The organism is Streptomyces sp. 3214.6 (assembly GCF_900129855.1).
GTDB lineage: Bacteria > Actinomycetota > Actinomycetes > Streptomycetales > Streptomycetaceae > Streptomyces > Streptomyces soliscabiei.
In genome coordinates this window covers 4,303,434-4,329,190 of the sequence record NZ_LT670819.1, presented here as the reverse complement: position 1 = coordinate 4,329,190, position 25,757 = coordinate 4,303,434, and the positions used below count along the sequence as shown (strand labels likewise).

The following is a 25,757-nucleotide window of genomic DNA, read 5'->3' as shown; positions in this document are numbered from 1 at the left end:
GCGCGTCTCACCAGCCCGCCGGATCCTGCCCGGCGACCGCGAACACGGTCCCGTCGGGGGCGCCGGCGTAGACACGGCCGCCGACCGCCGCGGGCGCGGGCAGCGCCGTCACCACTTCGTCGGAGTTCGCGCCGAGCCGCAGCTCCGTCTGCCCGACGAGCTTCCCCCGGTCGGCGTCCACGGCGAGGAGACGTCCGTCGGGGGCGCTGAAGTACACATGCTCGCCGTCGGCGGACGGCACCGAACCGCGGCTCACGGCTGTCTGCAGGGACCACACCTGCTTCCCCGCCACCGTGTCGACCGCCACCAGCGTCCCGTCGAAGCCCAGCAGGTAGACCCGGTCGCCCTGCACGGCCGCGCGCGCCTGCTGCAACTGCAGCGGCACACCCAGCCTCACCCGCAGCGACACCTTGTCCGCCCGGTAGTAGCGGACCACGGCGTCGACCGACCCGTACGCGTCGCCCTGCGACAGCAGCACCAGGCTGTCGCCCGCGGTGCCCACGAGCGTCAGCGCGCCGCTGAGCCGCTCCTCCCACTTCACCTGCCCGGTCGCGGGGTCCACGGCCGTGATCCGGGTGCGCCCGTCGCCCGAGCCCGAGGTGCTGGACACGTACGCCAGCGGATCCTTGGGGAACGACAGGAAGTACGGCTCGCCGAGCCCCGGGATGCGCCGGCTCCAGGCCGTCTGCCCCGTCGCCGCGTCCACGCCGGTCACCTTGCCGTCGGCGGCAGTCAGCAGCAGCGTGCCGCCGACGGTGCGGACACCCCGGTACGCCGACACGTTCCGCTGCCAGCGCGTGGCGCCCGACGCCGGATCGAGGGCCTCCACCCGCTTGCCCGAGTGCGTGACCACCAGCGCGAGCCCGCCCGCGAGCACCGGCGCCTCACCCGGCCGGTCGTCTCCGGCGAGCGCGTGCCGCCACAGCACCCGGCCGTCGGACGCGTCCAGCGCGGACACCAGCCCGGACTGTGCGCACAGCAGCCGCTTCGCGTCGTACGCGCACTGCGGCATGCCGCCCGCGCCGGTCCCGGTGCCCGTCTCCCCGCCCGCGCCGCTGTGCGCCGGGCGCGCGCTCCAGGGAGCGAAGTTGGCCGACGCGGCCCCCGACGCGCCCGCCGTGCCCCGCGCGTCCCGGCCCGTGCCGTCGTCGCCGAGCAACTGCGCGGCGGCCAGCCCACCACCCGAGAGGACGACGACCAGGGCGCCGGCCGCCAGAGCGACCCGCCCGCGCCGACGCTTCACTCCCGCCGGCCCCGCCTTTGCCCCGGGCTGCGGATCCCCCTGATCCGCCTGGCCCGTCGAACCCGCCGGGCCCATCGAACCCGCCGGGCCCGTCTGGGGCTCGTCCAGCACCCGCTGCGACGGTATGAACGCCTGCGTGTCCCACGAGGCCGCCTCCGACCGCAGTTCCCGCATCAACTCGTCCGGCGTGGGCCGGTCCTCGGGCTCCTTGGCGAGACACCGCGTCACCAGCGGCGCGAGATTCGCGGGTACGCCGGTCAGGTCCGGCTCGTCGTGGACGACCTGGTAGGCGACGACATACGGGCTGTCGGAGTCGAACGGCCCGCGTCCCGTCGCCGCGTGCACCATCACGGACCCGAGCGCGAAGATGTCGGCGGCCGGCCCGACCTCCCGCGGCCGCCGGAACTGCTCCGGCGCCATGAACGGCGGAGTGCCGATCAACTTGCCCGTCTCGGTCCGCAGTTCGCTGTCCTTCGGCCGCGAGATCCCGAAGTCGATGACTTTCGGACCGTCCTCGGCGAGCAGCACGTTGCTCGGCTTCAGATCCCGGTGCACCACCCCGACCCGGTGGATGTCGCGCAGCGCCTCCGCGAGCCCCGCCATCAGCCGCCGCAACTCGCCCGGATTCATGGGCCCGTTCCGCTTCACCTGCTCGGCGAGCGTCGAGCCGGGAATGAACAGAGTGGCCATCCAGGGCCGTTCGGCCTCCGGGTCGGCGTCGACGACGGGCGCGGTGAACGCCCCGCTGACCCGCCGGGCGGCCGCCACCTCCTGCCGAAAGCGCCCCCTGAACTCGGGATCCCGGGCGAACTGGGCATGGACGACCTTCACCGCGACCTTCATCCCGGAAGTGCTCCGGGCCAGGTGCACCACGCCCATGCCGCCGGAGCCCAGGCGCTCCTCAAGGCGGTAGTGACCGGCGTACTGCGGAAGTTCCGCTTCCGCGCCCGCCCCGGTGTTGCGCTGTGGCGTCATGGACCACCCCCCGTGCTGTTCGTCCGCGCGCGCGACGCACGGAGCCTAGTCGATGACTCGTACGGGACAGAGGCGGCTTGCTAGCCTTCGCGTACGAATTGCGTACATGTGTTTCATGGCGTGTTTTAGGGGAATCAACGTGGCCCCATGGCAGTCATGGGGTCCGACGGGGGAGGTTTTTTCATGTCTGTTGACCGCGTGGAAGAGGTGGACCAGGCCGAGAGCGCCGATGCGGCGGCGGCCGTCACGACGGCGGCTCTCACCTACTACCCGATCGCCCCGGGCGTCCGGCTGAACGTGCGCAGCGGCCCCGGCACCAGCTACCCGGTCGTCAAGGTCCTGAACGAGGGCACGAAGGTCCCGATCTTCTGCCAGACCCCGGGCACCACGGTGAGCGGCCCGTACGGCACGACGAACATCTGGGACAACATCGCCGACAGCCAGTTCGTCTCGGACGCGTACGTCAGGACGGGCAGCGACGGCTACATAGCCCCGCGCTGCGCCTGATCCCGGCCTCCGGGCAACCCGCCCGGGGAGTCCGCCCCCGTCCGGAGCCATAATCGTCCCGTGAGCGACGAAAACGGCACCCCGGACACGGCGGCGGGCTCCCCGGGCACCCCGGGCAGTCCCGCCGAGCAGGCAGGTCGGGCCGGCGCGGGCCCCCGTCCGGAGCCGCTGCGTTTCTTCGGCACCACGTGGGTGGACCACGACTCCGGCGTCCAGGGATACGCGGCCCGCCGCGTCGCCGTGGCCATCGGCACCCTCGTCGCCGTGACCGTCTCCTGCCTCGTCCTCCGCTTCGCCTACGAGGGCATCGCGATCGCCGACCTCGGCGGCTTCGTGACGCTCCTGATCGTCGTGATGTTCGCGGTCTGCAGCGCGCTCGCCTTCCGCCACACCTGGGACGGCTTCTCCCGGCGCCCCGACCCCGACCGCCAGGCCTCCCTGCGCGGCCTGCTGGCCATCGGCTTCGTCGGCTCACTGCTCGCCTACTTCTTCCGCACCCTCACCGAGGCACCCGGCGAGAAACTCCACCGCGAGGAGTACGACACGGCCCGCCAACAACACGAACGCCGCACCACCCGCCGCACAGGCAACCCATCGAAGAAGCGCCGCCACCCCTGACGCCAAACCGCCCCGGAGGCGGCCGCTTCCTCCCCGGCCACGCCACCCCGCCGTTTCACCCCGCCACGCCACCCCGCCGTTTCACCCCGCCACGCCACCCAACCGCCCCCTGGCCATGCCACTCCGCCGCTTCCTCCCCGGCCACGCCATCCCGCCGCTTCACCCCGCCCCGCCACCCAACCGCTCCCCCCGGCCATGCCACCCCGCCGCTTCCGCCTCCCCCCGGCCCGCCACCTCGCCGTGCCCTGCCGCCACCGGGTCCGGGTCTTCCCCGACCACCTCCCACCGGCCACCATGACCCCATGACGTCGCCCTTCCCCGCCCCCACCCCCTCCCACGTCACCCGAGCCCGCTCCTTCAACTCGGCCGCGGCCCAGTACGCCGCCAACCGCCCCTCCTACCCGACCGCCCTCCTGGACGCGATCGAGGACCTCGCAGGCCACCCCCTGAGCGGCGCGCGGGTCGCGGACATCGGCGCCGGCACCGGCATAGCGACGGCCCTCCTGCACGCCCGCGGGGCGGACGTCATCGCCGTCGAACCCGGGGACGGCATGGCCGCGCAGTTCCGCCGCGTTCTCCCCGACGTGCCGATCGTCCGGGGCGACGGCAACCACCTTCCGCTGGCCGACGCCTCCGTCGACTTCCTGACCTACGCCCAGTCCTGGCACTGGACCGACCCGGCCCACTCGGTCCCGGAGGCCCTGCGCGCCTTGCGCCCGGGCGGCGCGCTGGCGCTGTGGTGGAACACCAGCGCCGTGGACGTACCGTGGATCGACGCCCAGGCCCACCGCATGGAGCGCCACTTCGGCGTCGACCACGTCGTGCAGAGGAACGGTGACGGCAGCCGTGCCGCCCGCACCGACCCGACCGGCCGGCTCGACTTCGCCCACCGCACGGTCCGCTGGAGCCGCCGCGTCCCCCTCGATCTCCACCTGGCCAACATCGGCAGCCACTCGATCTTCCTGGTCCACGGCGAGGAGAGCACGGCCGCCTTCCTCGCCGAGGAACGCCGCCACCTCCTCGCCGCGTTCCCGGACGGCACCGTAGAGGAGACCTACGACGTCGAACTGCTGCTCGCGACCAGACCCTGACCGCGCGCGGCGGCCCACCCCTCCAGGGCCGCCGCACACGCGTGGTCCACATGCCGCAGCCCGCCCAACTCCAGCCGCACCTCACGGTCGTGCGGCAGCGCCTCCAACGCGTCCAGCAGCTTCGGCAGCCGCAGAAACGTCGCATGCCCCAGCACCCGTACGACGAGCCCGGCGTCGCCCCGGTCCTCCGTCTCTACGTGCACATGGCTGATCTCCCAGGCCGTCTTCGCCACGGCCAGCGCCAGCCCGACCAACACCCCCTCGAACAGGTTCCCCACGACGATCGCCCCCGCCGTGACCCCGAGCACGACGACCTCCCCCCGATGCCCGCGCCACAGCTTCCGCACCTCCCGCACGGGTACGAGCTTGCAGCCGGCGTGCACCAGCAGCCCCGCCAGCGCCGCGACCGGAATCAGCCCCAGCACCCCGGGCACGACGGCCGCGAACAGCAGCAGCCACACCCCGTGCAGCACCCGCGACGCCTTCGTCCGCGCACCCGCCCGCAGGTTCGCCGCACTGCGCACGATGACCGCCGTCAGCGGCAGCGCGCCCAGCACCCCGCACACGGCGTTGCCCGCGCCCTGCGCCATCAACTCCCGGTCGTAGTCCGTCCGCCGTCCGTCGTGCAGCCGGTCCACCGCCGCCGCGCTGAACAACGACTCCGCCGACGCGATCAGCGCGAACGCCACGACCGTCCCGATAACCCCCACTTCCGTCAGCCGTCCGAAATCCGCTGCCTCCGGCACCCGTACGGCATCCAGCAGACCCTGCACCCGGACCCGCCGCACATCCAGGTCGAACACCCACGTGCCGCCCGCCGCCAACGCCACCGCGACCAACGGTGCGGGAACCAGCCGCGCACCGCCGCGCCACCGCCCCCACACCACCAGCACGACCATGGTGGCACCCCCCACTGACAACGCCACCGGATCCACCCGCCCGGGCAGCGACACCAGCCCGGCGAGCTTCCCGAGCCCGCCCTCCGGCGCTCCCGCGTCCCCGAGGGCGTACACCTGCCCGGAGACCAGCACCAGCCCGATCCCGGCGAGCATCCCGTGCACGACGGCCACGGACACGGCCCGGAACCACCGCCCGAGCCGCAGCGCGCCCAGCCCGAGCTGCACCAGCCCGGCGGCCAGCACGAGCACCCCGAGCGCCTGGACGCCGTACCGCTGCACGGCTTCGTGGACGAGCACGGTGAGCCCCGCCGCCGGCCCGCTCACCTGCAGGCTGCTGCCGGGCAGCACCCCGACGACCAGCCCGCCGACGATGCCGGTGACCAGCCCCAGCTCGGCGGGCACGCCGGAGGCCATGGCGACGCCCACACACAGGGGGAGCGCGACGAGAAAGACGACGAGGGAAGCGAACAGATCGGCCTTGCGGACACCACGGCGCAACATGGCGGCACCTCCGGTAGGGAACGGGAGATGCGTGGGCGCGCCGCACCGGGGGAGGGCGCGACGACGGCCATGCGCGGACGCGGCCGGGACCGAAGCCCCGCCCGCGCAACGCGCATGAATTCCATTATCGGTTGACGCTGCCGCCAGGACGACGGTTTCCTGTGCCGACCCGGTGAACACGGAAGCGGACGAACAGGAACCTCCGCTTCCAATCCCACCGCCACGCGCCTGCGCCACCGCGCACCCCTCCACCGTGCGCCCCCACCACCGCTCGCCCGCCATCGCACGCGCTCCCCATCGCATGCGCCCTGCCGTCGCACGCGCCCCCCACCCGCCGGACCGCTTGACGACGCCCGGCGCCACGAGGATTATTCATCACATGATGAATTCCAGGATCGAGTCACCTGGCCCACCCGAGCCGCCGGACCTGCCCGACACGTCCCCTGCCGTCGTCGCCGAACACCTCACCGTGGTCCGCGGCCCGCGCACGGTTCTCCACTCCCTCGACTTCACCGTCCCCCGCGGCCAGATCACCGGCCTGCTGGGGCCCTCCGGCTGCGGCAAGTCGACCCTCATGCGCGCGATCGTCGGAACCCAGGCCAAGGTCACCGGCACCCTCGACGTCCTGGGCCGCCCCGCAGGCCACCCCACCCTCCGCACCCGCATCGGCTACGTCACCCAGGCCCCCTCCGTCTACGACGACCTGACGATCCGCCAGAACCTGGACTACTTCGCCGCGATCCTCGACCCCGGCCGGGGCGCGGCGGACCGACGCCACGAGAACGTCACCCGAGCCATCGCCGACGTGGACCTCACCACCCACGCCCACGCCCTCGCCGGCAACCTCTCCGGCGGCCAGCGCAACCGCGTCTCCCTGGCTGTCGCCCTCCTGGGCACCCCCGAACTTCTCGTCCTCGACGAACCGACTGTCGGCCTCGACCCCGTCCTCCGCCGCGACCTGTGGAACCTCTTCCACGACATCGCGGCGACCCGGGGCGCCACCCTCCTCATCTCCTCCCATGTCATGGACGAGGCCGAGCGCTGCCACCGCCTGCTCCTCATGCGTGAGGGCGAGATCCTCGCCGACGCCGCCCCCGACGCCCTGCGCACCCGTACCGGCACGGACACGGTCGAGTCGGCCTTCCTGCACCTCGTGGACGAAGCGGCCGCGGCCGGCCGAGCCAAGGAGTCAGCACGATGACCACAACGACCACGACCACCACGACGGCAACGACGACCGCCCCCACGCCCACCGGCATCCTGAACGCCTTCCGCACCACCGCCACCGCGGCCCGCGTCCTGCGCCAACTGCGCCACGACCCCCGCACGATCGCGCTGCTGATCCTCATCCCCTGCGTGATGCTGTTCCTGCTCCGCTACGTCTTCGACGGCAGCCCGCGCACCTTCGACAGCATCGGCGCGTCCCTCCTCGGGATCTTCCCCCTGATCACGATGTTCCTGGTGACCTCCATCGCCACCCTGCGCGAACGCACCTCGGGCACCCTCGAACGCCTCCTCGCCATGCCCCTCGGCAAAGGAGACCTGATCGCCGGCTACGCCCTCGCCTTCGGCGCCCTCGCGATCGTCCAGTCGGCCCTGGCCACCGGCCTGGCGGTCTGGTTCCTCGACCTGGACGTCACCGGCAGCCCCTGGCTCCTCCTCCTGGTCGCCCTCCTCGACGCCCTGCTCGGCACAGCCCTCGGCCTCTTCGTCTCGGCCTTCGCTGCCACCGAGTTCCAGGCGGTCCAGTTCATGCCGGCGGTGATCTTCCCCCAACTCCTCCTCTGCGGCCTCTTCACCCCCAGGGACGCCATGCACCCCGCCCTGGAAGCCGTCTCCGACGCCCTCCCCATGTCCTACGCCGTGGACGGCATGAACGAGGTCCTCACCCACACCGACATGACAGCGACCTTCGTACGAGACGTCCTGATCGTGGCGGGCTGCGCCCTGCTGGTCCTGGGCCTGGGCGCGGCAACGCTACGACGCCGGACAGCGTGACGGGCGAAGGGGTGGCGGGGCCGAAAAACCGAAGTCCGCCCACCGGACACCAGCGCCCCACCCCCACCCCCGATGCGAGGATGATCCCGGACGACGCAACCCCCGGAGGACCCTCAGCCATGACCCAGAAAGTCGCAGTCCTCGGCACCGGCAAAATCGGCGAAGCTCTCCTCAGCGGCATGATCCGAGGCGGCTGGCCCCCCGCCGACCTCCTCGTCACCGCCCGCCGCCCGGAACGAGCCGAAGAACTCCGTACCCGCTACGGAGTCACCCCGGTCAGCAACGCCGAGGCCGCCAAGACCGCAGACACCCTGATCCTCACGGTCAAACCGCAGGACATGGGCGCCCTCCTCGACGAACTCGCCCCGCACGTCCCCGCCGACCGCCTGGTCATCAGCGGAGCCGCCGGCATCACCACCGCCTCCATCGAGGAGCGCCTCGCCACCGGCACCCCGGTCGTCCGCGTCATGACGAACACCCCCGCCCTGGTCGACGAGGCCATGTCCGTCATCTCCGCCGGCACCCACGCCACCGTCGACCACCTCGCCCACGCCGAGGAGATCTTCGGCTCCGTCGGCAAGACCCTCCGCGTCCCGGAGTCCCAGCAGGACGCCTGCACGGCCCTCTCCGGCTCCGGCCCCGCGTACTTCTTCTACCTGGTCGAAGCCATGACGGACGCCGGCATCCTCCTCGGCCTGCCCCGTGACAAGGCCCATGACCTGATCGTCCAGTCCGCGATCGGCGCCGCCACGATGCTCCGCGACAGCGGCGAACACCCGGTCAAGCTCCGCGAGAACGTCACGTCTCCCGCGGGCACGACCATCAGCGCCATCCGCGAACTCGAGAACCACGGCGTACGAGCCGCCCTCATCGCCGCCCTCGAAGCCGCCCGCGACCGCAGCCGCGAGCTGGCCTCAGGCAAGAAGGACTGACGGAAGACCTGTCAGCAGCACCGACAGCAGTACCGACAGCAGAAGCACCCCGCCCCGCCCCCGCCGCACGAACAAGCGGGGGTGGTCACCTGCCTGATGGTCATCTGCCTGAAGCGCTCCCCACGATCTCCTTCGTGGTCACCACTCGTGCGAACCCGCCCCCGTGCAGCGACACCGCCGACGCCTGCGCGAGCTCCTCCGCGGTCCGCCGCCACCCGAACGGCCCCTCCAGGTCGAAGGTGTGCGTCGCGTCGTACGCGAGCACGACCTCGTACCCCAGGTTCCCGCCCATCCGCGCGGTCGTCTCCACACACATGTTGGTCTGGATCCCCGCCACCACGAGCTGCGAGACCCCCTCCGCCCTCAGCCACGAGCCCAGATCCGGCGTCCCGAGGAAGGCCGAGTTCACGGTCTTCGTGATGAACAGCTCCGGCCCCGCCCCCTTCCCGCGCCGCTCCTGCACGTACGCCTTGAGATCGTTGCCCTCGTACCCCGGCCGCAACGGCGACTGCGGATTCGGGGAGTCATGCCGCACGAAGACGACCGGCCGCCCCGTCTCCTGCCACAGCTCGATGAGCACGGCGATGTTGTCATCGGCCCCCGGGTTGTTCCGCGGCCCCCAGTAGTCCAGCTCCTCGAAGCCCTTCTGTACGTCGATGACCACCAGCGCTGCGTTCTCTGCGATGTCCATGCCCCCGATCCTGCCGTTGCGAGCACCCTCGCTCCAGAAGCACCGAAGTCATCGATCGATGGTTTACTGCCACCCATGCAGAACGCCGTGAAGACCATGGAAGCCACACACGTCACGGGGCACGCAGAGGCCATGGGCGGCACCTACCGCGTCGCCCTGGTCGCCTTCCCCGGCATCCGCGCCTTCGACGTCTCCGTCGTCACCGAGGTGTGGGGCAACGACCGCACTGACCGCGGCGTTCCCCCTTTCGACCTGCACCGCGTCGCCGCCGACACCACCACCCCCATCCCCATGCGCGGCGGCCTGGCCCTCCTCCCCGACCGCGCCCTCACCTGGCTCTCCCGAGCCGACCTGATCCTCGTCCCCGGTCTGGACGACTACCTCACCCCCGCGCCCGCCCCCGTCCTGGAGGCACTGCGCCGCGCCCACGCCCGCGGCACCACCCTCGCCGCCCTCTGCGGCGGAGCCTTCACCCTCGCCCAGGCCGGCCTCCTCGACGGCCGCCGAGCGATCACCCACTGGAACCTGATCGACCTCCTGCGCACGCACCACCCCCGGATCACCGTCGTCCCCGACGCCCTCTTCATCGAGGACGACAACATCTGGACCGCCGCCGGCACGGCAGCCGGCATCGACCTCTGCCTCCATCTGGTCCGCCGCTCCCACGGAGCCGAAACGGCCGCGACCATCGCCCGCGCCATGGTCACCGCCCCCTTCCGCACCGGCACCCAGGCCCAGTTCATCGAACACCCCACGCCCCGCGCGGACCGGGACGCCGACACCCTCGCCGCCGTACGCGAACACGCCCTTCGTCATCTGCACGAACCACTCACCGTCGCCGAGCTGGCGGGGCACGCCGGCATGTCCCCGCGCAGCTTCGCCCGTCACTTCACGGCGGCGACCGGTGTCACCCCCCTCCGCTGGCTTCTCGACCAGCGCATCGCCGCAGCCCAGAAACTCCTCGAACGCACCGACCTCCCCATGCCCGAGGTCGCCCGGCGCGCAGGCTTCGGCAGCGAGGTCACCATGCGCCAGCACTTCGCATCACGCCTCGCCACCAGCCCCCGCGCCTACCGGGCCGCGTTCAGCACCCCGCTCGCCACCGACGCCGACGCACCGGCGGGCTCCGTCACGGGCGGAAGCAACCCGATCGCGCGATAAGCGGTATCCACGACCGGCCGGGCCATCCCGCGAGCCTTCTCCGCACCATCCCGCAGCACCCCCTCGACGTAGACGGGATCAGCGCACAACTCCTTGTGCCTGACCTGCACGGGCTTCAGCACCTCGACGACCGCGTCCGCGGTGTCCTTCTTCAAAGCGCCGTACGACTCGTAAACGCCCGCCAGGATCTCCGGGTTCCCACCCGTGCAGGCGGCGAGGATCTCCAGCAGGTTCGCGACCCCGGGCCGCCCCTCCCGGTCGTACACGACCTCCCGCCCGCTGTCGGTGACAGCCCGCATGACCTTCTTACGCACCACCTCGGGCTCATCCAGCAGATAGACGATCCCGGGCCCGAAGTCGTCGCTCTTGCCCATTTTCGACGCCGGCTCCTGCAGGTTCATCACCCGTGCCGCGACCGCCGGATGCGTGGCCTTCGGGACGACGAACGTGTGCCCGTACCGCTGGTTGAACCGCACCGCCAGATCCCGCGCCAGCTCCACATGCTGCGTCTGGTCGTCTCCCACCGGCACCTCGTCGGTCCCGTAGGCCAGGATGTCGGCCGCCATCAACACGGGATACGTCAGCAACGACAGCCGCACACTCCCGTCGCGCTCCCGCTCCCGCGCCGACTTCTCCTTGTACTGGATCATCCGCCGCATCTCGCCGTCCGTGGCCACGCACTCCAGCAGATACGAGAGCCGGGCGTGCTCGTCCACATGACTCTGTACGAACACGGTGCACAGCTGTGGATCCAGTCCCGCCGCCAGCAGCAGCGTCGCTGCCTGCCGACTCAGCCGACGTACCCGCGCCGGGTCGTGCTCCACGGTCAGAGCGTGCAGATCCACGACGCAGAACAACGAGTCCGCCCGATGCTGGTCGACCTCGGCCCACTGCCGCAGTGCTCCCAGGTAGTTCCCCAGCGTCAGGTGCCCGGTCGGCTTGATCCCGCTGAAGACCCGCTTCATCTCTCCACCTCCTGGTCGAGGCCGTCGTCCCGGCCGGCCGACCCCCTGGAACCTGGTGGGAGAAACAAGAACGGCCGCCGAAGCGGCGGCCGTTGAGCGCATACGTGAACACGGCCGCCGTCAGGCGGCCCACCACAGCTGGGTGCACGTACGCGTAGTCATGCCCGTCAGCGTACGCCTCAGGGGGTGCCTCCAGGGCACGAGTTGACACAGCCACGTACGGATACGTAGTGTTCTCCGAGTTGTCCGACGTGAGCGCCGACTCCGGTCGGTCCCCGGACAGCCATTCCGCAGGTACCAACCCCTTCTCGACGCGCAGTCGATCCGGCTGCCGTCGCGTCATTGGCGTGCGTATTCGCGAAATGAGGAATCCGCGTTCGAAAGGACGCAGCCCCGATTGGCTTCGGGAGCAGGGAATCCGCTAAAGTCTCACTCGTCGGAACGGCCCAAACAGCCGCGAAGACAAGCCCCCGCTGACTGGGAATCAGGACCGAAAGGATCTGATAGAGTCGGAACCGCCGGAAAGGGAAACCGCGAAACGAAAAACGCGGAGAACCTGGAAAGCACCGCGGAAATCGGATCGGAAAAGGATCTGATAGAGTCGGAAACGCAAGACCGAAGGGAAGCGCCCGGAGGAAAGCCTGAGAGAGTCTCTTGGGTGAGTACAAAGGAAGCGTCCGTTCCTTGAGAACTCAACAGCGTGCCAAAAATCAACGCCAGATATGTTGATACCCCGTCCCCGGCAGTGATAGCCGAGGATGAGGTTCCTTTGAAAAAACACAGCGAGGACGCTGTGAACGGCCGGGCTTATTCCGCCTGGCTGTTCCGCTCTCGTGTGTGTGCACCGGATTACCGGTAAACATTCACGGAGAGTTTGATCCTGGCTCAGGACGAACGCTGGCGGCGTGCTTAACACATGCAAGTCGAACGATGAACCACTTCGGTGGGGATTAGTGGCGAACGGGTGAGTAACACGTGGGCAATCTGCCCTTCACTCTGGGACAAGCCCTGGAAACGGGGTCTAATACCGGATATCACTTCCACTCGCATGGGTGGGGGTTGAAAGCTCCGGCGGTGAAGGATGAGCCCGCGGCCTATCAGCTTGTTGGTGAGGTAATGGCTCACCAAGGCGACGACGGGTAGCCGGCCTGAGAGGGCGACCGGCCACACTGGGACTGAGACACGGCCCAGACTCCTACGGGAGGCAGCAGTGGGGAATATTGCACAATGGGCGAAAGCCTGATGCAGCGACGCCGCGTGAGGGATGACGGCCTTCGGGTTGTAAACCTCTTTCAGCAGGGAAGAAGCGAAAGTGACGGTACCTGCAGAAGAAGCGCCGGCTAACTACGTGCCAGCAGCCGCGGTAATACGTAGGGCGCAAGCGTTGTCCGGAATTATTGGGCGTAAAGAGCTCGTAGGCGGTCTGTCGCGTCGGATGTGAAAGCCCGGGGCTTAACCCCGGGTCTGCATTCGATACGGGCAGACTAGAGTGTGGTAGGGGAGATCGGAATTCCTGGTGTAGCGGTGAAATGCGCAGATATCAGGAGGAACACCGGTGGCGAAGGCGGATCTCTGGGCCATTACTGACGCTGAGGAGCGAAAGCGTGGGGAGCGAACAGGATTAGATACCCTGGTAGTCCACGCCGTAAACGGTGGGAACTAGGTGTTGGCGACATTCCACGTCGTCGGTGCCGCAGCTAACGCATTAAGTTCCCCGCCTGGGGAGTACGGCCGCAAGGCTAAAACTCAAAGGAATTGACGGGGGCCCGCACAAGCAGCGGAGCATGTGGCTTAATTCGACGCAACGCGAAGAACCTTACCAAGGCTTGACATACACCGGAAACGGCCAGAGATGGTCGCCCCCTTGTGGTCGGTGTACAGGTGGTGCATGGCTGTCGTCAGCTCGTGTCGTGAGATGTTGGGTTAAGTCCCGCAACGAGCGCAACCCTTGTTCTGTGTTGCCAGCATGCCCTTCGGGGTGATGGGGACTCACAGGAGACTGCCGGGGTCAACTCGGAGGAAGGTGGGGACGACGTCAAGTCATCATGCCCCTTATGTCTTGGGCTGCACACGTGCTACAATGGCCGGTACAAAGAGCTGCGAAACCGTGAGGTGGAGCGAATCTCAAAAAGCCGGTCTCAGTTCGGATTGGGGTCTGCAACTCGACCCCATGAAGTCGGAGTTGCTAGTAATCGCAGATCAGCATTGCTGCGGTGAATACGTTCCCGGGCCTTGTACACACCGCCCGTCACGTCACGAAAGTCGGTAACACCCGAAGCCGGTGGCCCAACCCCTTGTGGGAGGGAGCTGTCGAAGGTGGGACTGGCGATTGGGACGAAGTCGTAACAAGGTAGCCGTACCGGAAGGTGCGGCTGGATCACCTCCTTTCTAAGGAGCACTTCTAGGCAGCCGCAAGGTTGTCCAGAGGCCAGTACATCGGCGTACGTCCGATGCTGGTTGCTCATGGGTGGAACGTTGATTATTCGGCATTCTCAGTCATCTCGGGCTGTAAGTACTGCTCTTCGGAGCGTGGAAAGCTGATCACGAGTGGCGGGGGTGCCGGGCACGCTGTTGGGTGTCTGAGGGAATGAACCCCTCAGTTGCCGGCCCCAGTGAACTCCAGCCTGTTGGTTGGGGGTGATGGGTGGCTGGTCGTTGTTTGAGAACTGCACAGTGGACGCGAGCATCTGTGGCCAAGTTTTTAAGGGCGCACGGTGGATGCCTTGGCACCAGGAACCGATGAAGGACGTGGGAGGCCACGATAGTCCCCGGGGAGTCGTCAACCAGGCTTTGATCCGGGGGTTTCCGAATGGGGAAACCCGGCAGTCGTCATGGGCTGTCACCCATACCTGAACACATAGGGTATGTGGAGGGAACGCGGGGAAGTGAAACATCTCAGTACCCGCAGGAAGAGAAAACAACCGTGATTCCGGGAGTAGTGGCGAGCGAAACCGGATGAGGCCAAACCTACGACGTGTGAGACCCGGCAGGGGTTGCGTCGTGGGGGTTGTGGGATCTCTCTTCTGTCGTCTGCCGGCGACAGGACGAGTCAGAAACCGTTGATGTAGGCGAAGGACATGCGAAAGGTCCGGCGTAGAGGGTAAGACCCCCGTAGTCGAAACGTCAGCGGCTCGTTTGAGAGACACCCAAGTAGCACGGGGCCCGAGAAATCCCGTGTGAATCTGGCGGGACCACCCGCTAAGCCTAAATATTCCCTGGTGACCGATAGCGGATAGTACCGTGAGGGAATGGTGAAAAGTACCGCGGGAGCGGAGTGAAATAGTACCTGAAACCGTGTGCCTACAAGCCGTGGGAGCGTCGGATATGTGCTTGCATATATCTCGTGACTGCGTGCCTTTTGAAGAATGAGCCTGCGAGTTTGCGGTGTGTTGCGAGGTTAACCCGGGTGGGGTAGCCGTAGCGAAAGCGAGTCCGAACAGGGCGTTTCAGTAGCACGCTCAAGACCCGAAGCGGAGTGATCTAGCCATGGGCAGGTTGAAGCGGAGGTAAGACTTCGTGGAGGACCGAACCCACCAGGGTTGAAAACCTGGGGGATGACCTGTGGTTAGGGGTGAAAGGCCAATCAAACTCCGTGATAGCTGGTTCTCCCCGAAATGCATTTAGGTGCAGCGTCGTGTGTTTCTTGCCGGAGGTAGAGCACTGGATAGGCGATGGGCCCTACCGGGTTACTGACCTTAGCCAAACTCCGAATGCCGGTAAGTGAGAGCGCGGCAGTGAGACTGTGGGGGATAAGCTCCATGGTCGAGAGGGAAACAGCCCAGAGCATCGACTAAGGCCCCTAAGCGTACGCTAAGTGGGAAAGGATGTGGAGTCGCAGAGACAACCAGGAGGTTGGCTTAGAAGCAGCCACCCTTGAAAGAGTGCGTAATAGCTCACTGGTCTAGTGATTCCGCGCCGACAATGTAGCGGGGCTCAAGCGTACCGCCGAAGTCGTGTCATTGCAGCAATACGCCCAACGGCGGCTGTGATGGGTAGGGGAGCGTCGTGTGCCGGGTGAAGCAGCACCGGAAGGTAGTTGTGGACGGTTCACGAGTGAGAATGCAGGCATGAGTAGCGATTCACACGTGAGAAACGTGTGCGCCGATTGACTAAGGGTTCCTGGGTCAAGCTGATCTGCCCAGGGTAAGTCGGGACCTAAGGCGAGGCCGACAGGCGTAGTCGATGGATAACCGGTTGATATTCCGGTACCCGCTGTGAAGCGTCAAACATTGAATCAGGCGATGCTAAGTCCGTGAAGCCGTTCCGGACCCTTCGGGGAATGGAAAGTGGTGGAGCCGACGGACCAGACTTGTAGTAGGTGAGTGATGGGGTGACGCAGGAAGGTAGTCCATCCCGGGCGGTGGTTGTCCCGGGGTAAGGGTGTAGGGCGAATGGTAGGCAAATCCGCCGTTCATATAGTCTGAGACCTGATGCCGAGCCGATTGTGGCGAAGTGGATGATCCTATGCTGTCGAGAAAAGCCTCTAGCGAGTTTCATGGCGGCCCGTACCCTAAACCGACTCAGGTGGTCAGGTAGAGAATACCGAGGCGTTCGGGTGAACTATGGTTAAGGAACTCGGCAAAATGCCCCCGTAACTTCGGGAGAAGGGGGGCCACGCTTGGTGAGAGCACTTGCTGCTCGAGCTGGGGGTGGCCGCAGAGACCAGCGAGAAGCGACTGTTTACTAAAAACACAGGTCCGTGCGAAGCCGTAAGGCGATGTATACGGACTGACGCCTGCCCGGTGCTGGAACGTTAAGGGGACCGGTTAGTCACATTTCGGTGTGGCGAAGCTGAGAACTTAAGCGCCAGTAAACGGCGGTGGTAACTATAACCATCCTAAGGTAGCGAAATTCCTTGTCGGGTAAGTTCCGACCTGCACGAATGGCGTAACGACTTCTCGACTGTCTCAACCATAGGCCCGGTGAAATTGCACTACGAGTAAAGATGCTCGTTTCGCGCAGCAGGACGGAAAGACCCCGGGACCTTTACTACAGTTTGATATTGGTGTTCGGTTCGGCTTGTGTAGGATAGGTGGGAGACTGTGAAGCTTGGACGCCAGTTCAGGTGGAGTCGTCGTTGAAATACCACTCTGGTCGTGCTGGATGTCTAACCTGGGTCCGTGATCCGGATCAGGGACAGTGTCTGATGGGTAGTTTAACTGGGGCGGTTGCCTCCTAAAGAGTAACGGAGGCGCCCAAAGGTTCCCTCAGCCTGGTTGGCAATCAGGTGTTGAGTGTAAGTGCACAAGGGAGCTTGACTGTGAGACCGACGGGTCGAGCAGGGACGAAAGTCGGGACTAGTGATCCGGCGGTGGCTTGTGGAAGCGCCGTCGCTCAACGGATAAAAGGTACCCCGGGGATAACAGGCTGATCTTCCCCAAGAGTCCATATCGACGGGATGGTTTGGCACCTCGATGTCGGCTCGTCGCATCCTGGGGCTGGAGTCGGTCCCAAGGGTTGGGCTGTTCGCCCATTAAAGCGGTACGCGAGCTGGGTTTAGAACGTCGTGAGACAGTTCGGTCCCTATCCGCTGCGCGCGCAGGAACATTGAGAAGGGCTGTCCCTAGTACGAGAGGACCGGGACGGACGAACCTCTGGTGTGCCAGTTGTTCTGCCAAGGGCATGGCTGGTTGGCTACGTTCGGGAGGGATAACCGCTGAAAGCATCTAAGCGGGAAGCCTGCTTCGAGATGAGTGTTCCCACCTCCTTGAGAGGGTAAGGCTCCCAGTAGACGACTGGGTTGATAGGCCGGATGTGGAAGCCCAGTAATGGGTGAAGCTGACTGGTACTAATAGGCCGAGGGCTTGTCCTCAGTTGCTCGCGTCCACTGTGTTGGTTCTGAAACCACGAACGGCCCCATGCCCATGGTCACGGGTGTGGTGCGGCTGAAACAGTTTCATAGTGTTTCGGTGGTCATAGCGTGAGGGAAACGCCCGGTTACATTCCGAACCCGGAAGCTAAGCCTTACAGCGCCGATGGTACTGCAGGGGGGACCCTGTGGGAGAGTAGGACACCGCCGAACAAATATTGAAGAAAACCCCCGTGCCGTTCGGCACGGGGGTTTTCTGCGTTCGGGACTTGCGTTCGGGGACCTGTTTTGAGGACTCGTTTAGGGTCGAGTCATGCGCTACGACTTGGTGATCTTCGACAACGACGGTGTCCTCGTGGACAGCGAGCCGATCTCGAACCGGCTGTTGGCCGCCTATCTGACCGAGCTCGGGCACCCCACCTCCTACGAGGACTCCATCCGGGACTACATGGGATCCGCAATGCACCGGATCCACGACCTGGTCGAGGAGCGCACGGGGGAACGCTTGCCGGCGGAGTTCGACGACACGTTCCACCGGCGGGTGTTCGCGGCTTTCGAGCGGGAGCTCGAGCCCGTGGCGGGTGCTGTGGACGTCCTCGCGAAGCTGTCCGCGGACGGGGTGCCGTACTGCGTGGCCTCCTCGGGGAGCCATGAGCGGATTCGGGTGGGGCATCGGACGACCGGGCTGGACCGGTGGTTCGAGGACGCCCGCATCTTCAGCTCGCAGGACGTGGGCAAGGGGAAGCCGGCGCCGGATCTGTTCCTGTACGCGGCCCAGCGGATGGGAGTGGCACCGGGGCGCTGTGTGGTCGTGGAGGACAGCCCGCTGGGCGTGCAGGCGGCCGTGGCGGCCGGGATGGACGTACTCGGGTTCACGGCGATGACGCCGGCCGCGAAGCTTGCGGGAGCCACTCAACTCTTCTCCGACATGGGCGAGTTGGCTGACCTGCTGATCTGACGGACGATCGGGTGGCGGGCTGACATTTGTCATGCGTAGCTCCGGACGTTCGTTTCTACTGGGGGACCCCTCCCGGCGGCGAAGCTGAGGGCATGACGACGAACCAGCACAAGAAGCAGAACGCCTTCGCTCCGCTCCTCCTGGACGTGGCGGTGCCGCTCGGGTCGTACTACCTGTTCAAGGGCGCGTTCGGGATGAGCACCTTCGCCGCTCTCGCCTGGAGCAGCGTCGTGCCGGCCGGGCGGACCGTGTGGAGTGCGGTCAGGGAGCGCACGCTCAACGGGCTGGCCGGGCTCATCCTCGTCGTCAACGTCGTCGGGCTGGCGCTCAGCTTCGTCTCCGGGGATCCGCGGCTGATGCTGGCCAAGGACAGCGGGGTCAGCAGCACGGTCGGGATCGGGATCCTGGTCTCCGTGGCGCTGGGGCGGCCGATGATGACCGCCGGGCTCAAGCCGTTCCTGGTGAAGGGCGACGCGGTCAGGGAGGCCGCGTGGGAGCGGCTGGAGAGTGGTGTGGCGGCGGCGTCGGCGGACTTCCGGCGTCGGGAGCGCGCCTTCTCCGTCGTGTGGGGTGTGGTGCTGCTCGCCGAGTGCGTGCTGCGGGTTGTGGGGGCGTACACGGTGCCGGTGGACACCATGGTGTGGCTGGGGTCCGTGGTGATGGTCGTGGCGATCGGCATGGGGATCGTGGTCGGCGGGGCGCTCGGCGCCGGGCCGATGGAGGCGATGCTCCGTTCCGAGGTGAAGACCGGGGAGACGGGGGAGTCCGGGGAGGCAGGGGCCGCAGCCCAGGTCGAGATGTCCGAGGTCGTCCTCGCCCGGTAACTCCGGTGCCGCCGCCGGAGACGCCGCCGACTCCGGGAAAGCTGAAGAGAATTCATCTTTGGCTGGATCTACCCATGAGTACGCAGGGGCCCTACGCTCGCCGCCATGACAGAAGTGCTGCGGCGCGGTAGGGCCTCTTTGGCGTTCAGCTTCTTCGCGCAGGGGGCCGCCTTTGCGCTGCTCGTGACGAGGATCCCGGCCATCCAGGACAGGTACGGGGTGTCGGACGGGCTGCTGCCCGTCTTCCTCGCCGCGGTGCCCGTCCTGGCCGGGGTCGGGAGCGTGACGACCGAGCAGTTGGTGAAGCGGATACCGCCCAGCCGGCTGCTGCGCTGGTCCCAGCCGGTCGTGCTGCTGGCGCTGCTCGGCGTCGGGGCGGGGCGCGGGATGGTCGAGCTGGGGGTGGCCCTGGCGGCGTTCGGGCTCGCCGTGGGGGCGCTGGACGCGTCGATGAACATGCTGGGGGTGAGTCTGCAGCGGGCGTACGGGCGGAGCATCATGCTCAGTTTCCATGCCGTGTACAGCCTGGGCGGGATCGTGGGGGCCTCGCTGGCGTGGGTGGGGGCGCACTGGCATCTCGCGTTGTGGGTGTCGTATCTGCCGGTGGTGGGTGTGCTGTTGCCGGCCGCACTGGTGGGGAGCCGGTGGTATGTCGACGGGGTGGACGGGGTCGGCGAGGGGGGTGCGGCCGGGGCTGTCGATGAGGGCAGTGCGGGGAGTGGCGGTACGGGTGTCGTCTTCAAGCTTCTGCTGCCGTTGTGTCTGGTGATGTCGTTCGCCTATATCGGGGACTCGACCGTCTCCAACTGGAGTGCGAAGTATCTGCAGGACGTGCTGGGGAGCTCGGAGCAGTTGGCGACCGTCCCGTACAACGTGTACATGGTGACCACGCTGCTGGGGCGGGCCATCGGGGACTTCGGGGTGCGGCGGTTCGGGGCGGCGGCCGTGGTGCGGGTGGGGGCGCTGGTGGCGGCCGGCGGGTTCGCGGTGGTGGCGGGCGCGCCCGGGGCCTGGGTGGGAATGCTCGGGTTCACGCTCGTCGGGCTGGGGCTGTGTGTGCTGGTGCCGCAGACGTTCGCGGCGGCGGGGCGGTTGTTCCCCGGGGCTTCGGATGCGGCGATCGCGCGCCTGAATATTTTCAACTACGTCGGGTTTTTGATCGGTTCGCCGTTGGTGGGGGCGTTGGGGGACGCCTGGACCTATCGGGGGGCGATGGTGGTGCCGATGGTGTTGGTGCTGGTGACGTTGGTGTACGCCCGGTCGTTCGAGGCTCAACCGGACCGATACGGTGGCGGGCATGAGCGGCCGCGCACAGCTGATGTGGGACGAGGCAGTAACGGGCTATGACTTCGGGCCCGAGCATCCGATGGATCCGGTCCGGCTGGATCTGACCCGGAGGCTGGTCGGCGCCCTGGGGCTCGACCGGGAGGTGGAGGTCGTCTCGGCGAAGCCCGCCGGGGAGTCGACGTTGCGGCTCGTGCACCGGCAGGACTACGTCGAGGCCGTGAAGGCGGCGTCGGCGGATCCGGGGGCGGCGGACCAGTCGTACGGTCTGGGGACGATGGACGATCCGGCCTTCGCGGGGATGCACGAGGTGTCCGCTCTCATCGCAGGGCTGTCGGTGGGGGCCGCGGAGAGCGTGTGGCGGGGGGAGGTGCTGCACGCGGTGAACTTCGCGGGCGGGCTGCACCATGCCATGCCGGGGGGCGCGTCGGGGTTCTGCATCTACAACGACGCGTCATTGGCGATCGCCCGGCTGCTGGAGCTGGGGGCCGAGCGGGTCGCGTACGTGGATGTGGACGTCCACCACGGGGACGGGGTGCAGGCGGCGTTCTGGGAGGACCCGCGGGTGCTGACGATCTCGTTGCACGAGCATCCCCGTACGTTGTTCCCGCAGACCGGGTGGCCGGAGGAGACCGGTGGGGAGGGGGCGGAGGGGTCCGCGGTGAACGTCGCTCTGCCGGCGGGGACCGGGGACGCGGGGTGGCTGCGGGCGTTTCACTCGGTGGTGCCGGAGCTGATCGCCGATTTCCGGCCCGATGTGCTGGTGACCCAGCACGGGGCCGACACGCACTTCGAGGATCCGCTGGCTCATCTCGCGGTGTCGCTCGATGCGCAGCGGGCTGTGCAGGTGGCCTGTCATGAGCTGGCGCACGAGTACGCCGGGGGGAAGTGGGTCGCGTTGGGCGGCGGTGGATACGCGGTGGTGGAGGTGGTGCCGCGGTCGTGGACGCACCTGGTGGGGGTGGCGGCGGGGGTGCCGGTGGCTCCGGAGACGGTGATTCCTGAGGGGTGGCGGCAGGAGGTCTTCGCTCGTACGCGGCAGTTGGGGCCGGCGCGGATGACTGATGGGCGGTGGCCGGTGCGGTGGGCCGGGTGGGAGGCGGGGTACGACCCCGCGGATCGGCTGGATCAGGCTGTGCTGGCTGCTCGGCGGGCCGTGTTTCCGCTGCGGGGGCTGTTGGCCTAGTTTTTCGCCCCCGCCGCCCCTACCCGTTCCCATCCCCTGGGGGCTGCGCCCCCAGACCCCCGCTTTCGGCCCCTGAGGGCCTCGTCCTCAAACTCCCCCAGCGGGGGGACCCCCAACGGGCTGGAGTGCTTACGCCAACTGTGCGGTGTTCCCCCGTTTCCGTCCCGGTCCCCGCTTCCGTCCGTCAGCATCGCTGGCGTGTTGAGTTCTGGGGGGATTCGGGCGCATCTGCTGGCTGCGCGGCTGGCCGGGGTGGTGGCTACCTCTCGGGAGGAGAGTCTGCGGAGTTATCGGCTCTTCGCCGCCCGGGATCCTCGGGTGCTGATCGGGCTTGATCCCGAACGGAGCTGGGGGCAGCGGGATCTGATCGCGTTGATGGCGGACAAGTGCGGGGTTTCGGCCGATCCTCGATGCGTGTCCGGGCATGATGTGATCGACCCCGAGCGGACGGTGGCCGCGCTCGACGCGTTCGCGGATCGGCTCGCCTCGGTAGCCCAGCGTGGTGCTGCCGTGCTGCTCGGCACCGGGCATCCGCATCGGCTGCTGGGGTTCTACGCCGCTCTTGCGGACGCTTTGTCGGCGGCGGGATGTGAAGTCCTCACCCCGGCGCAGGGTCACTGTGTCGACATAACGACCCGGTTCGGTCTACGCACGCACACCCTGGACTACGTACGGGGAGTCGCGGTCGTCCGGGAGGCGGGGGGTGAACGCGCCGGTTGTGCGACGGGTGTGCACAGTCATTCGCCGCTGCCGGTTCGGGTGGCTCTCGACGCGGCGGCCGAGGGCGCGGGGCGGCTGCCCGAGCTCGTCATCGGGGACCACGGGTGGGTCTGCGGGGCAGGTCAGCTGGGGTTCGAGGCCATCGGGCCGGCCGACACCGACGACCCCGCGCTGTTCGTCGGGGAGGCCGAGGGGGTCGTCTCCGTGGCCGTTCCACTTGATGACGGTGTGCGGTCGGATTACTACAGGCCGCTTACCCGCTACGTACTCAATCGAGCGTGTCTGTCACAGTAGGCCTGCGATAGGTATGCGATGGGTGCACCTCTTCCCCACTCGCATCACCCGCCCCTACATTGGGGAGTGAGCACGCAGCGACGAAGAGTCACCGGAAGGGGAAGCCGGTGGCCGTCGAGTCGAGTGCGGAAGGTTCAGGTGTGTCATGGCTGCAGCTGGCGAGAGGCCTCTGAACGAGGTTCAGTTCCTTACCGTGGCGGAAGTCGCCTCGGTGATGCGAGTGTCGAAGATGACCGTGTACCGGCTGGTGCACAGTGGTCATCTGCCCGCGATCCGGGTGGGGCGGTCCTTCCGCGTCCCCGAGCAAGCGGTTCACGAGTACCTCCGCGAGAGCTATGTGGGGGTGGAAACAGCCTGACGGCAGTGGGCCGGGGGGATCCTCAGGGCTCTTCCGGATCTCCCCGATCCGCCTCGATTACGACCTCAGCGCTCGGGCGGGTAGGCTAGCCCCTCGTAGGTCGTATGGGCCCATGGCGCCCAGCACCGAGTGATGAGAAGTGAGCGAGGGTAGTCGTGGGCTCTGTTATCAAGAAGCGGCGCAAGCGGATGGCCAAGAAGAAGCACCGCAAGCTGCTCAAGCGCACGCGCGTTCAGCGTCGCAACAAGAAGTAAGCGCACGTCCTTACTTCTTCGCCGACGCGAGCCGCGTAGGCGTGGTGTGGCCCCCCACCGTGTTGTCGGTGGGGGGCCACACGTATGTCCGGGTGTCGTGCGGCCGGTTGAACGCCGTGCGTATGCCTGGACTGGCACCATGGCTGATCTGGTCGTACGACCGAAGGTTGTGGTGACGTCGTGCGTCGGGTGGTCATCACGGCGCAACATCGACCCGCTAAGTTGGCCCGCGGGCGGGGAACACGGCAGGGTGGCCGAGCAGTACCAGGATGGTTCGAGGGCGGTTCCAGGACGGAAGGAAGGCGCTGATCTTGGGGAAGGTCGTGCTCGTTACCGGAGTGGCCCGTCAGCTGGGGGGCCGGTTCGTACGACGGATCCAGCGTGACCCACGGGTCGACCGGGTGATCGCCGTGGACGCCGTGCGGCCCGAGCACCATCTCGGGGGCGCCGACTTCATCGAGGCCGACATCCGGCAGCCCACCATCGCGCGGGTTCTCGCCGAGACCGGCGCCGACACGGTCGTCCACCTGGACGTGACGGCGACGGCGCTGGGCAGTGGCAGCCGGACCACGGTCAAGGAGACCAACGTCATCGGCACCATGCAGCTGCTGGGGGCGTGTCAGAAGTCGCCGAGTGTGAAGCGACTGGTCGTCAAGTCCTCCACCAACGTGTACGGGTCCGCGCCGCGTGATCCGGCCGTGTTCACCGAGACGACCCCGCCCAAGTCGCTGCCCAGCGGCGGCTTCGCCAAGGACGCCGTCGAGGTCGAGGGGTATGTGCGCGGGTTCGCCCGGCGGCGGCCCGATGTCGCCGTGTGCGTGCTGCGGTTCGCCAACATCCTGGGGCCGACCGCCGAGACACCGCTCGCCTCGTACTTCTCGCTGCCCGTGCTGCCCACCGTGTTCGGCTATGACCCGCGGCTGCAGTTCGCGCACGAGGACGACGTGATCGACGTGCTGCGGATCGCCTCGCACGAGCCGGAGCGCGGCACGCTCAACAGCGGCACGTTCAACATCGCCGGGGACGGGGTGCTGTTGCTGTCGCAGTGCTCGCGGCGGCTGGGGCGGCCTACCGTGCCGCTGCTGCTGCCCGCCGTCACCTGGGCGGGGTCCCTGGTGCGTACGCTGGGCATGACGGACTTCTCGCCCGAGCAGATCCGGCTGCTCACCCACGGCCGGGTCGTGTCGACGGACCAGATGCGCGAGACGCTGGGGTTCATGCCGCGGTACACGACGGCCGAGACCTTCGCTGACTTCGCGCGCAGTCACGGCCCCGGGCTCCTGCCGCCCGAGGCCGTCGCCGGGGCTGTGGACCGGATCGCCGCCCTGCCGCTGCCGGGCGGCGGGCGCGCCCCGGCTCACCCCCCGACGCCGAGCGCCAACTGAGGAGCGCATCAACGATGGCGGACGCCAAGGTCATTCCGTTCGACGACGACCGGACCCGGGGAAGCGCCGTGGCGCGGCCGCCGCGGCGCCGGGGTGTGGGGAGCCGGCGCAAGAACGGTGAGCCCGCGCCGGTCCGGGAGATCGGCGAGATCGGCCAGGCCGGTGAGGTCGGTGAGGTCCAGCCCCTGCCCACCAGGGCGGTTGGGCAGGATGATGTTTCTGTGACGGGTGAGGAACGGGCGCGCGAGGGCGCGGGCGGGGGCCTGGAGCGGCGGATCGCGGGCGGGCTGTCGTTCCTGCGCCGGCGTCTCACGGGCGACTACGAGGTCGACGACTTCGGCTACGACGAGGAACTGACCGACCAGGTCCTGATGTCCCTGCTGCGGCCGGTGTACGACAAGTACTTCCGGGTCGAGGTGAAGGGCATCGAGAACATCCCGGCAGAGGGGGGCGCGCTGATCGTCGCCAACCATTCCGGGACGCTGCCGTTGGACGGCCTGATGATGCAGGTCGCCGTCCACGACCATCACCCGGCGGACCGGCATCTGCGGCTGCTGGCCGCCGACCTCGTCTTCGTGCTGCCGGTCGTCAACGAGCTGGCCCGCAAGCTCGGGCACACCCTCGCGTGCGCGGAGGACGCCGAACGGCTGCTGGGTCAGGGCGAACTGGTCGGGGTGATGCCGGAGGGCTTCAAGGGCATCGGCAAGCCCTTCAGCGAGCGGTACAAGCTCCAGCGGTTCGGCCGGGGCGGCTTCGTCTCCACGGCCCTGCGCCAGGGCGCTCCGATCATCCCGTGCTCGATCGTCGGGGCGGAGGAGATCTACCCGATGATCGGTAACGCCAAGACCCTCGCCCGGGTCCTGGGCTTCCCGTACTTCCCGCTGACGCCGACCTTCCCGTGGCTGGGCCCGCTGGGCGCCGTCCCGCTGCCGACGAAGTGGACGATCCAGTTCGGCGAGCCGATCCCGACGGACGGCTATCCGCCGGAGGCGGCGGAGGACCCGATGCTGATGTTCAACCTGACGGACCAGGTCCGCGAACAGATCCAGCACACCCTCTACAAACTGCTGGTGCAGCGGCGGTCGGTGTTCTTTTGACGGGTCC

General features: G+C 67.8%; 20 protein-coding genes and 3 rRNA genes. 19 read left to right on the top strand and 4 right to left on the bottom strand.

Translation table 11 applies throughout. The features are described from left to right. Positions 1 to 7: 7 nt before the first annotated feature. Entirely contained in the window at positions 8 to 2,218 is a 2,211-nt protein-coding gene (locus tag B5557_RS19380) for a serine/threonine-protein kinase (RefSeq protein WP_079660653.1), read from the bottom strand. A gap of 183 nt (positions 2,219 to 2,401) precedes the next feature. Here B5557_RS19380 and B5557_RS19375 point away from each other — a divergent pair, with 183 nt between their 5' ends. The 3 genes from B5557_RS19375 to B5557_RS19365 all read left to right on the top strand — a co-directional run bounded on the left by B5557_RS19375 (position 2,402) and on the right by B5557_RS19365 (position 4,434). Continuing rightward, positions 2,402 to 2,725: an SH3 domain-containing protein gene (locus B5557_RS19375; protein WP_079660652.1), complete on the top strand. Its 324-nt coding sequence runs from the start codon at positions 2,402 to 2,404 to the stop codon at positions 2,723 to 2,725. Between the two features lie 60 nt (positions 2,726 to 2,785). Continuing rightward, positions 2,786 to 3,343: a hypothetical protein gene (locus B5557_RS19370; RefSeq protein ID WP_079660651.1), complete on the top strand. Its 558-nt coding sequence runs from the start codon at positions 2,786 to 2,788 to the stop codon at positions 3,341 to 3,343. A gap of 302 nt (positions 3,344 to 3,645) precedes the next feature. Next, positions 3,646 to 4,434, top strand: coding sequence for a class I SAM-dependent methyltransferase (locus B5557_RS19365; RefSeq protein WP_079660650.1), 789 nt, complete (start codon positions 3,646 to 3,648; stop codon positions 4,432 to 4,434). Here B5557_RS19365 and B5557_RS19360 read toward each other — a convergent pair. Beyond that, the gene (locus B5557_RS19360) at positions 4,398 to 5,834 is read right to left on the bottom strand and encodes a SulP family inorganic anion transporter (RefSeq protein WP_079660649.1); all 1,437 of its coding nucleotides are present in this window, start codon (positions 5,832 to 5,834) and stop codon (positions 4,398 to 4,400) included. The two genes, B5557_RS19365 and B5557_RS19360, sit on opposite strands and share 37 nt — an antisense overlap. 379 nt (positions 5,835 to 6,213) lie before the next feature. On the opposite strand from B5557_RS19360, the gene B5557_RS19355 reads away from it, so the two are divergent. The 3 genes from B5557_RS19355 (at position 6,214) to proC (ending at position 8,764) form a co-directional block, all read left to right on the top strand. Further along, on the top strand, positions 6,214 to 7,035 hold the full coding sequence (locus B5557_RS19355; RefSeq protein WP_079660648.1) for an ABC transporter ATP-binding protein: 822 nt from the start codon (positions 6,214 to 6,216) through the stop codon (positions 7,033 to 7,035). Beyond that, positions 7,032 to 7,832, top strand: a complete 801-nt coding sequence (locus tag B5557_RS19350; protein WP_079660647.1) for an ABC transporter permease — start codon at positions 7,032 to 7,034, stop codon at positions 7,830 to 7,832. The genes B5557_RS19355 and B5557_RS19350 overlap by 4 nt, the downstream gene beginning before the upstream one ends. A gap of 119 nt (positions 7,833 to 7,951) precedes the next feature. After that, the gene (proC, locus tag B5557_RS19345; RefSeq protein WP_079660646.1) at positions 7,952 to 8,764 is read left to right on the top strand and encodes a pyrroline-5-carboxylate reductase; all 813 of its coding nucleotides are present in this window, start codon (positions 7,952 to 7,954) and stop codon (positions 8,762 to 8,764) included. A 100-nt stretch (positions 8,765 to 8,864) separates the two neighbouring features. Here the strand turns inward: proC and B5557_RS19340 are convergent, their stop codons facing one another. Continuing rightward, a complete protein-coding gene (locus B5557_RS19340) occupies positions 8,865 to 9,455 on the bottom strand; it encodes a cysteine hydrolase family protein (RefSeq protein ID WP_079660645.1) in 591 nt (196 codons plus the stop codon). Between the two features lie 132 nt (positions 9,456 to 9,587). Between B5557_RS19340 and B5557_RS19335 the strand changes: the two genes are divergently transcribed. Beyond that, the gene (locus B5557_RS19335; protein ID WP_079664879.1) at positions 9,588 to 10,616 is read left to right on the top strand and encodes a GlxA family transcriptional regulator; all 1,029 of its coding nucleotides are present in this window, start codon (positions 9,588 to 9,590) and stop codon (positions 10,614 to 10,616) included. On the opposite strand, the gene trpS is transcribed toward B5557_RS19335, so the two are convergent. Then, on the bottom strand, positions 10,526 to 11,581 hold the full coding sequence (gene trpS / locus B5557_RS19330) for a tryptophan--tRNA ligase (protein WP_079660644.1): 1,056 nt from the start codon (positions 11,579 to 11,581) through the stop codon (positions 10,526 to 10,528). The two genes, B5557_RS19335 and trpS, sit on opposite strands and share 91 nt — an antisense overlap. An 862-nt stretch (positions 11,582 to 12,443) precedes the next feature. Between trpS and B5557_RS19320 the strand changes: the two genes are divergently transcribed. From B5557_RS19320 to B5557_RS19265, 12 genes are all read left to right on the top strand, one after another. Then, positions 12,444 to 13,969 (top strand): 16S ribosomal RNA (locus B5557_RS19320). Between the two features lie 303 nt (positions 13,970 to 14,272). Next, a 23S ribosomal RNA gene (locus tag B5557_RS19315) occupies positions 14,273 to 17,393 on the top strand. Between the two features lie 93 nt (positions 17,394 to 17,486). Beyond that, positions 17,487 to 17,603, top strand: a 5S ribosomal RNA gene (gene rrf, locus B5557_RS19310). The 16S, 23S and 5S rRNA genes sit together here, the layout of an rRNA operon. A 100-nt stretch (positions 17,604 to 17,703) precedes the next feature. Continuing rightward, positions 17,704 to 18,348: an HAD family hydrolase gene (locus tag B5557_RS19305; RefSeq protein ID WP_079660642.1), complete on the top strand. Its 645-nt coding sequence runs from the start codon at positions 17,704 to 17,706 to the stop codon at positions 18,346 to 18,348. 92 nt (positions 18,349 to 18,440) lie between these two features. After that, positions 18,441 to 19,172 (top strand): VC0807 family protein, encoded by a 732-nt coding sequence (locus B5557_RS19300; RefSeq protein ID WP_079660641.1) that lies wholly within the window; start codon positions 18,441 to 18,443, stop codon positions 19,170 to 19,172. 105 nt (positions 19,173 to 19,277) lie between these two features. Beyond that, positions 19,278 to 20,519 carry an MFS transporter gene (locus B5557_RS19295; protein ID WP_079660640.1) on the top strand — a complete coding sequence of 414 codons (1,242 nt, stop codon included), beginning with the start codon at positions 19,278 to 19,280 and terminating at the stop codon, positions 20,517 to 20,519. Next, a complete protein-coding gene (locus B5557_RS19290) occupies positions 20,470 to 21,642 on the top strand; it encodes an acetoin utilization protein AcuC (RefSeq protein ID WP_079664878.1) in 1,173 nt (390 codons plus the stop codon). Before B5557_RS19295 ends, B5557_RS19290 begins: the two co-directional genes overlap by 50 nt. Positions 21,643 to 21,840: 198 nt before the next feature. Further along, a complete protein-coding gene (locus tag B5557_RS19285; protein ID WP_079660639.1) occupies positions 21,841 to 22,656 on the top strand; it encodes a phosphatase in 816 nt (271 codons plus the stop codon). Positions 22,657 to 22,801: 145 nt separating this feature from the next. After that, on the top strand, positions 22,802 to 23,014 hold the full coding sequence (locus B5557_RS19280) for a helix-turn-helix domain-containing protein (protein WP_004984898.1): 213 nt from the start codon (positions 22,802 to 22,804) through the stop codon (positions 23,012 to 23,014). 155 nt (positions 23,015 to 23,169) lie between these two features. After that, the gene (locus B5557_RS19275) at positions 23,170 to 23,268 is read left to right on the top strand and encodes a 30S ribosomal protein bS22 (protein WP_003948845.1); all 99 of its coding nucleotides are present in this window, start codon (positions 23,170 to 23,172) and stop codon (positions 23,266 to 23,268) included. Positions 23,269 to 23,579: 311 nt separating this feature from the next. Further along, the gene (locus tag B5557_RS19270; RefSeq protein WP_079660638.1) at positions 23,580 to 24,653 is read left to right on the top strand and encodes an NAD-dependent epimerase/dehydratase family protein; all 1,074 of its coding nucleotides are present in this window, start codon (positions 23,580 to 23,582) and stop codon (positions 24,651 to 24,653) included. A 14-nt stretch (positions 24,654 to 24,667) separates the two neighbouring features. Continuing rightward, on the top strand, positions 24,668 to 25,750 hold the full coding sequence (locus B5557_RS19265) for a lysophospholipid acyltransferase family protein (RefSeq protein ID WP_079660637.1): 1,083 nt from the start codon (positions 24,668 to 24,670) through the stop codon (positions 25,748 to 25,750). Positions 25,751 to 25,757 lie beyond the last annotated feature (7 nt).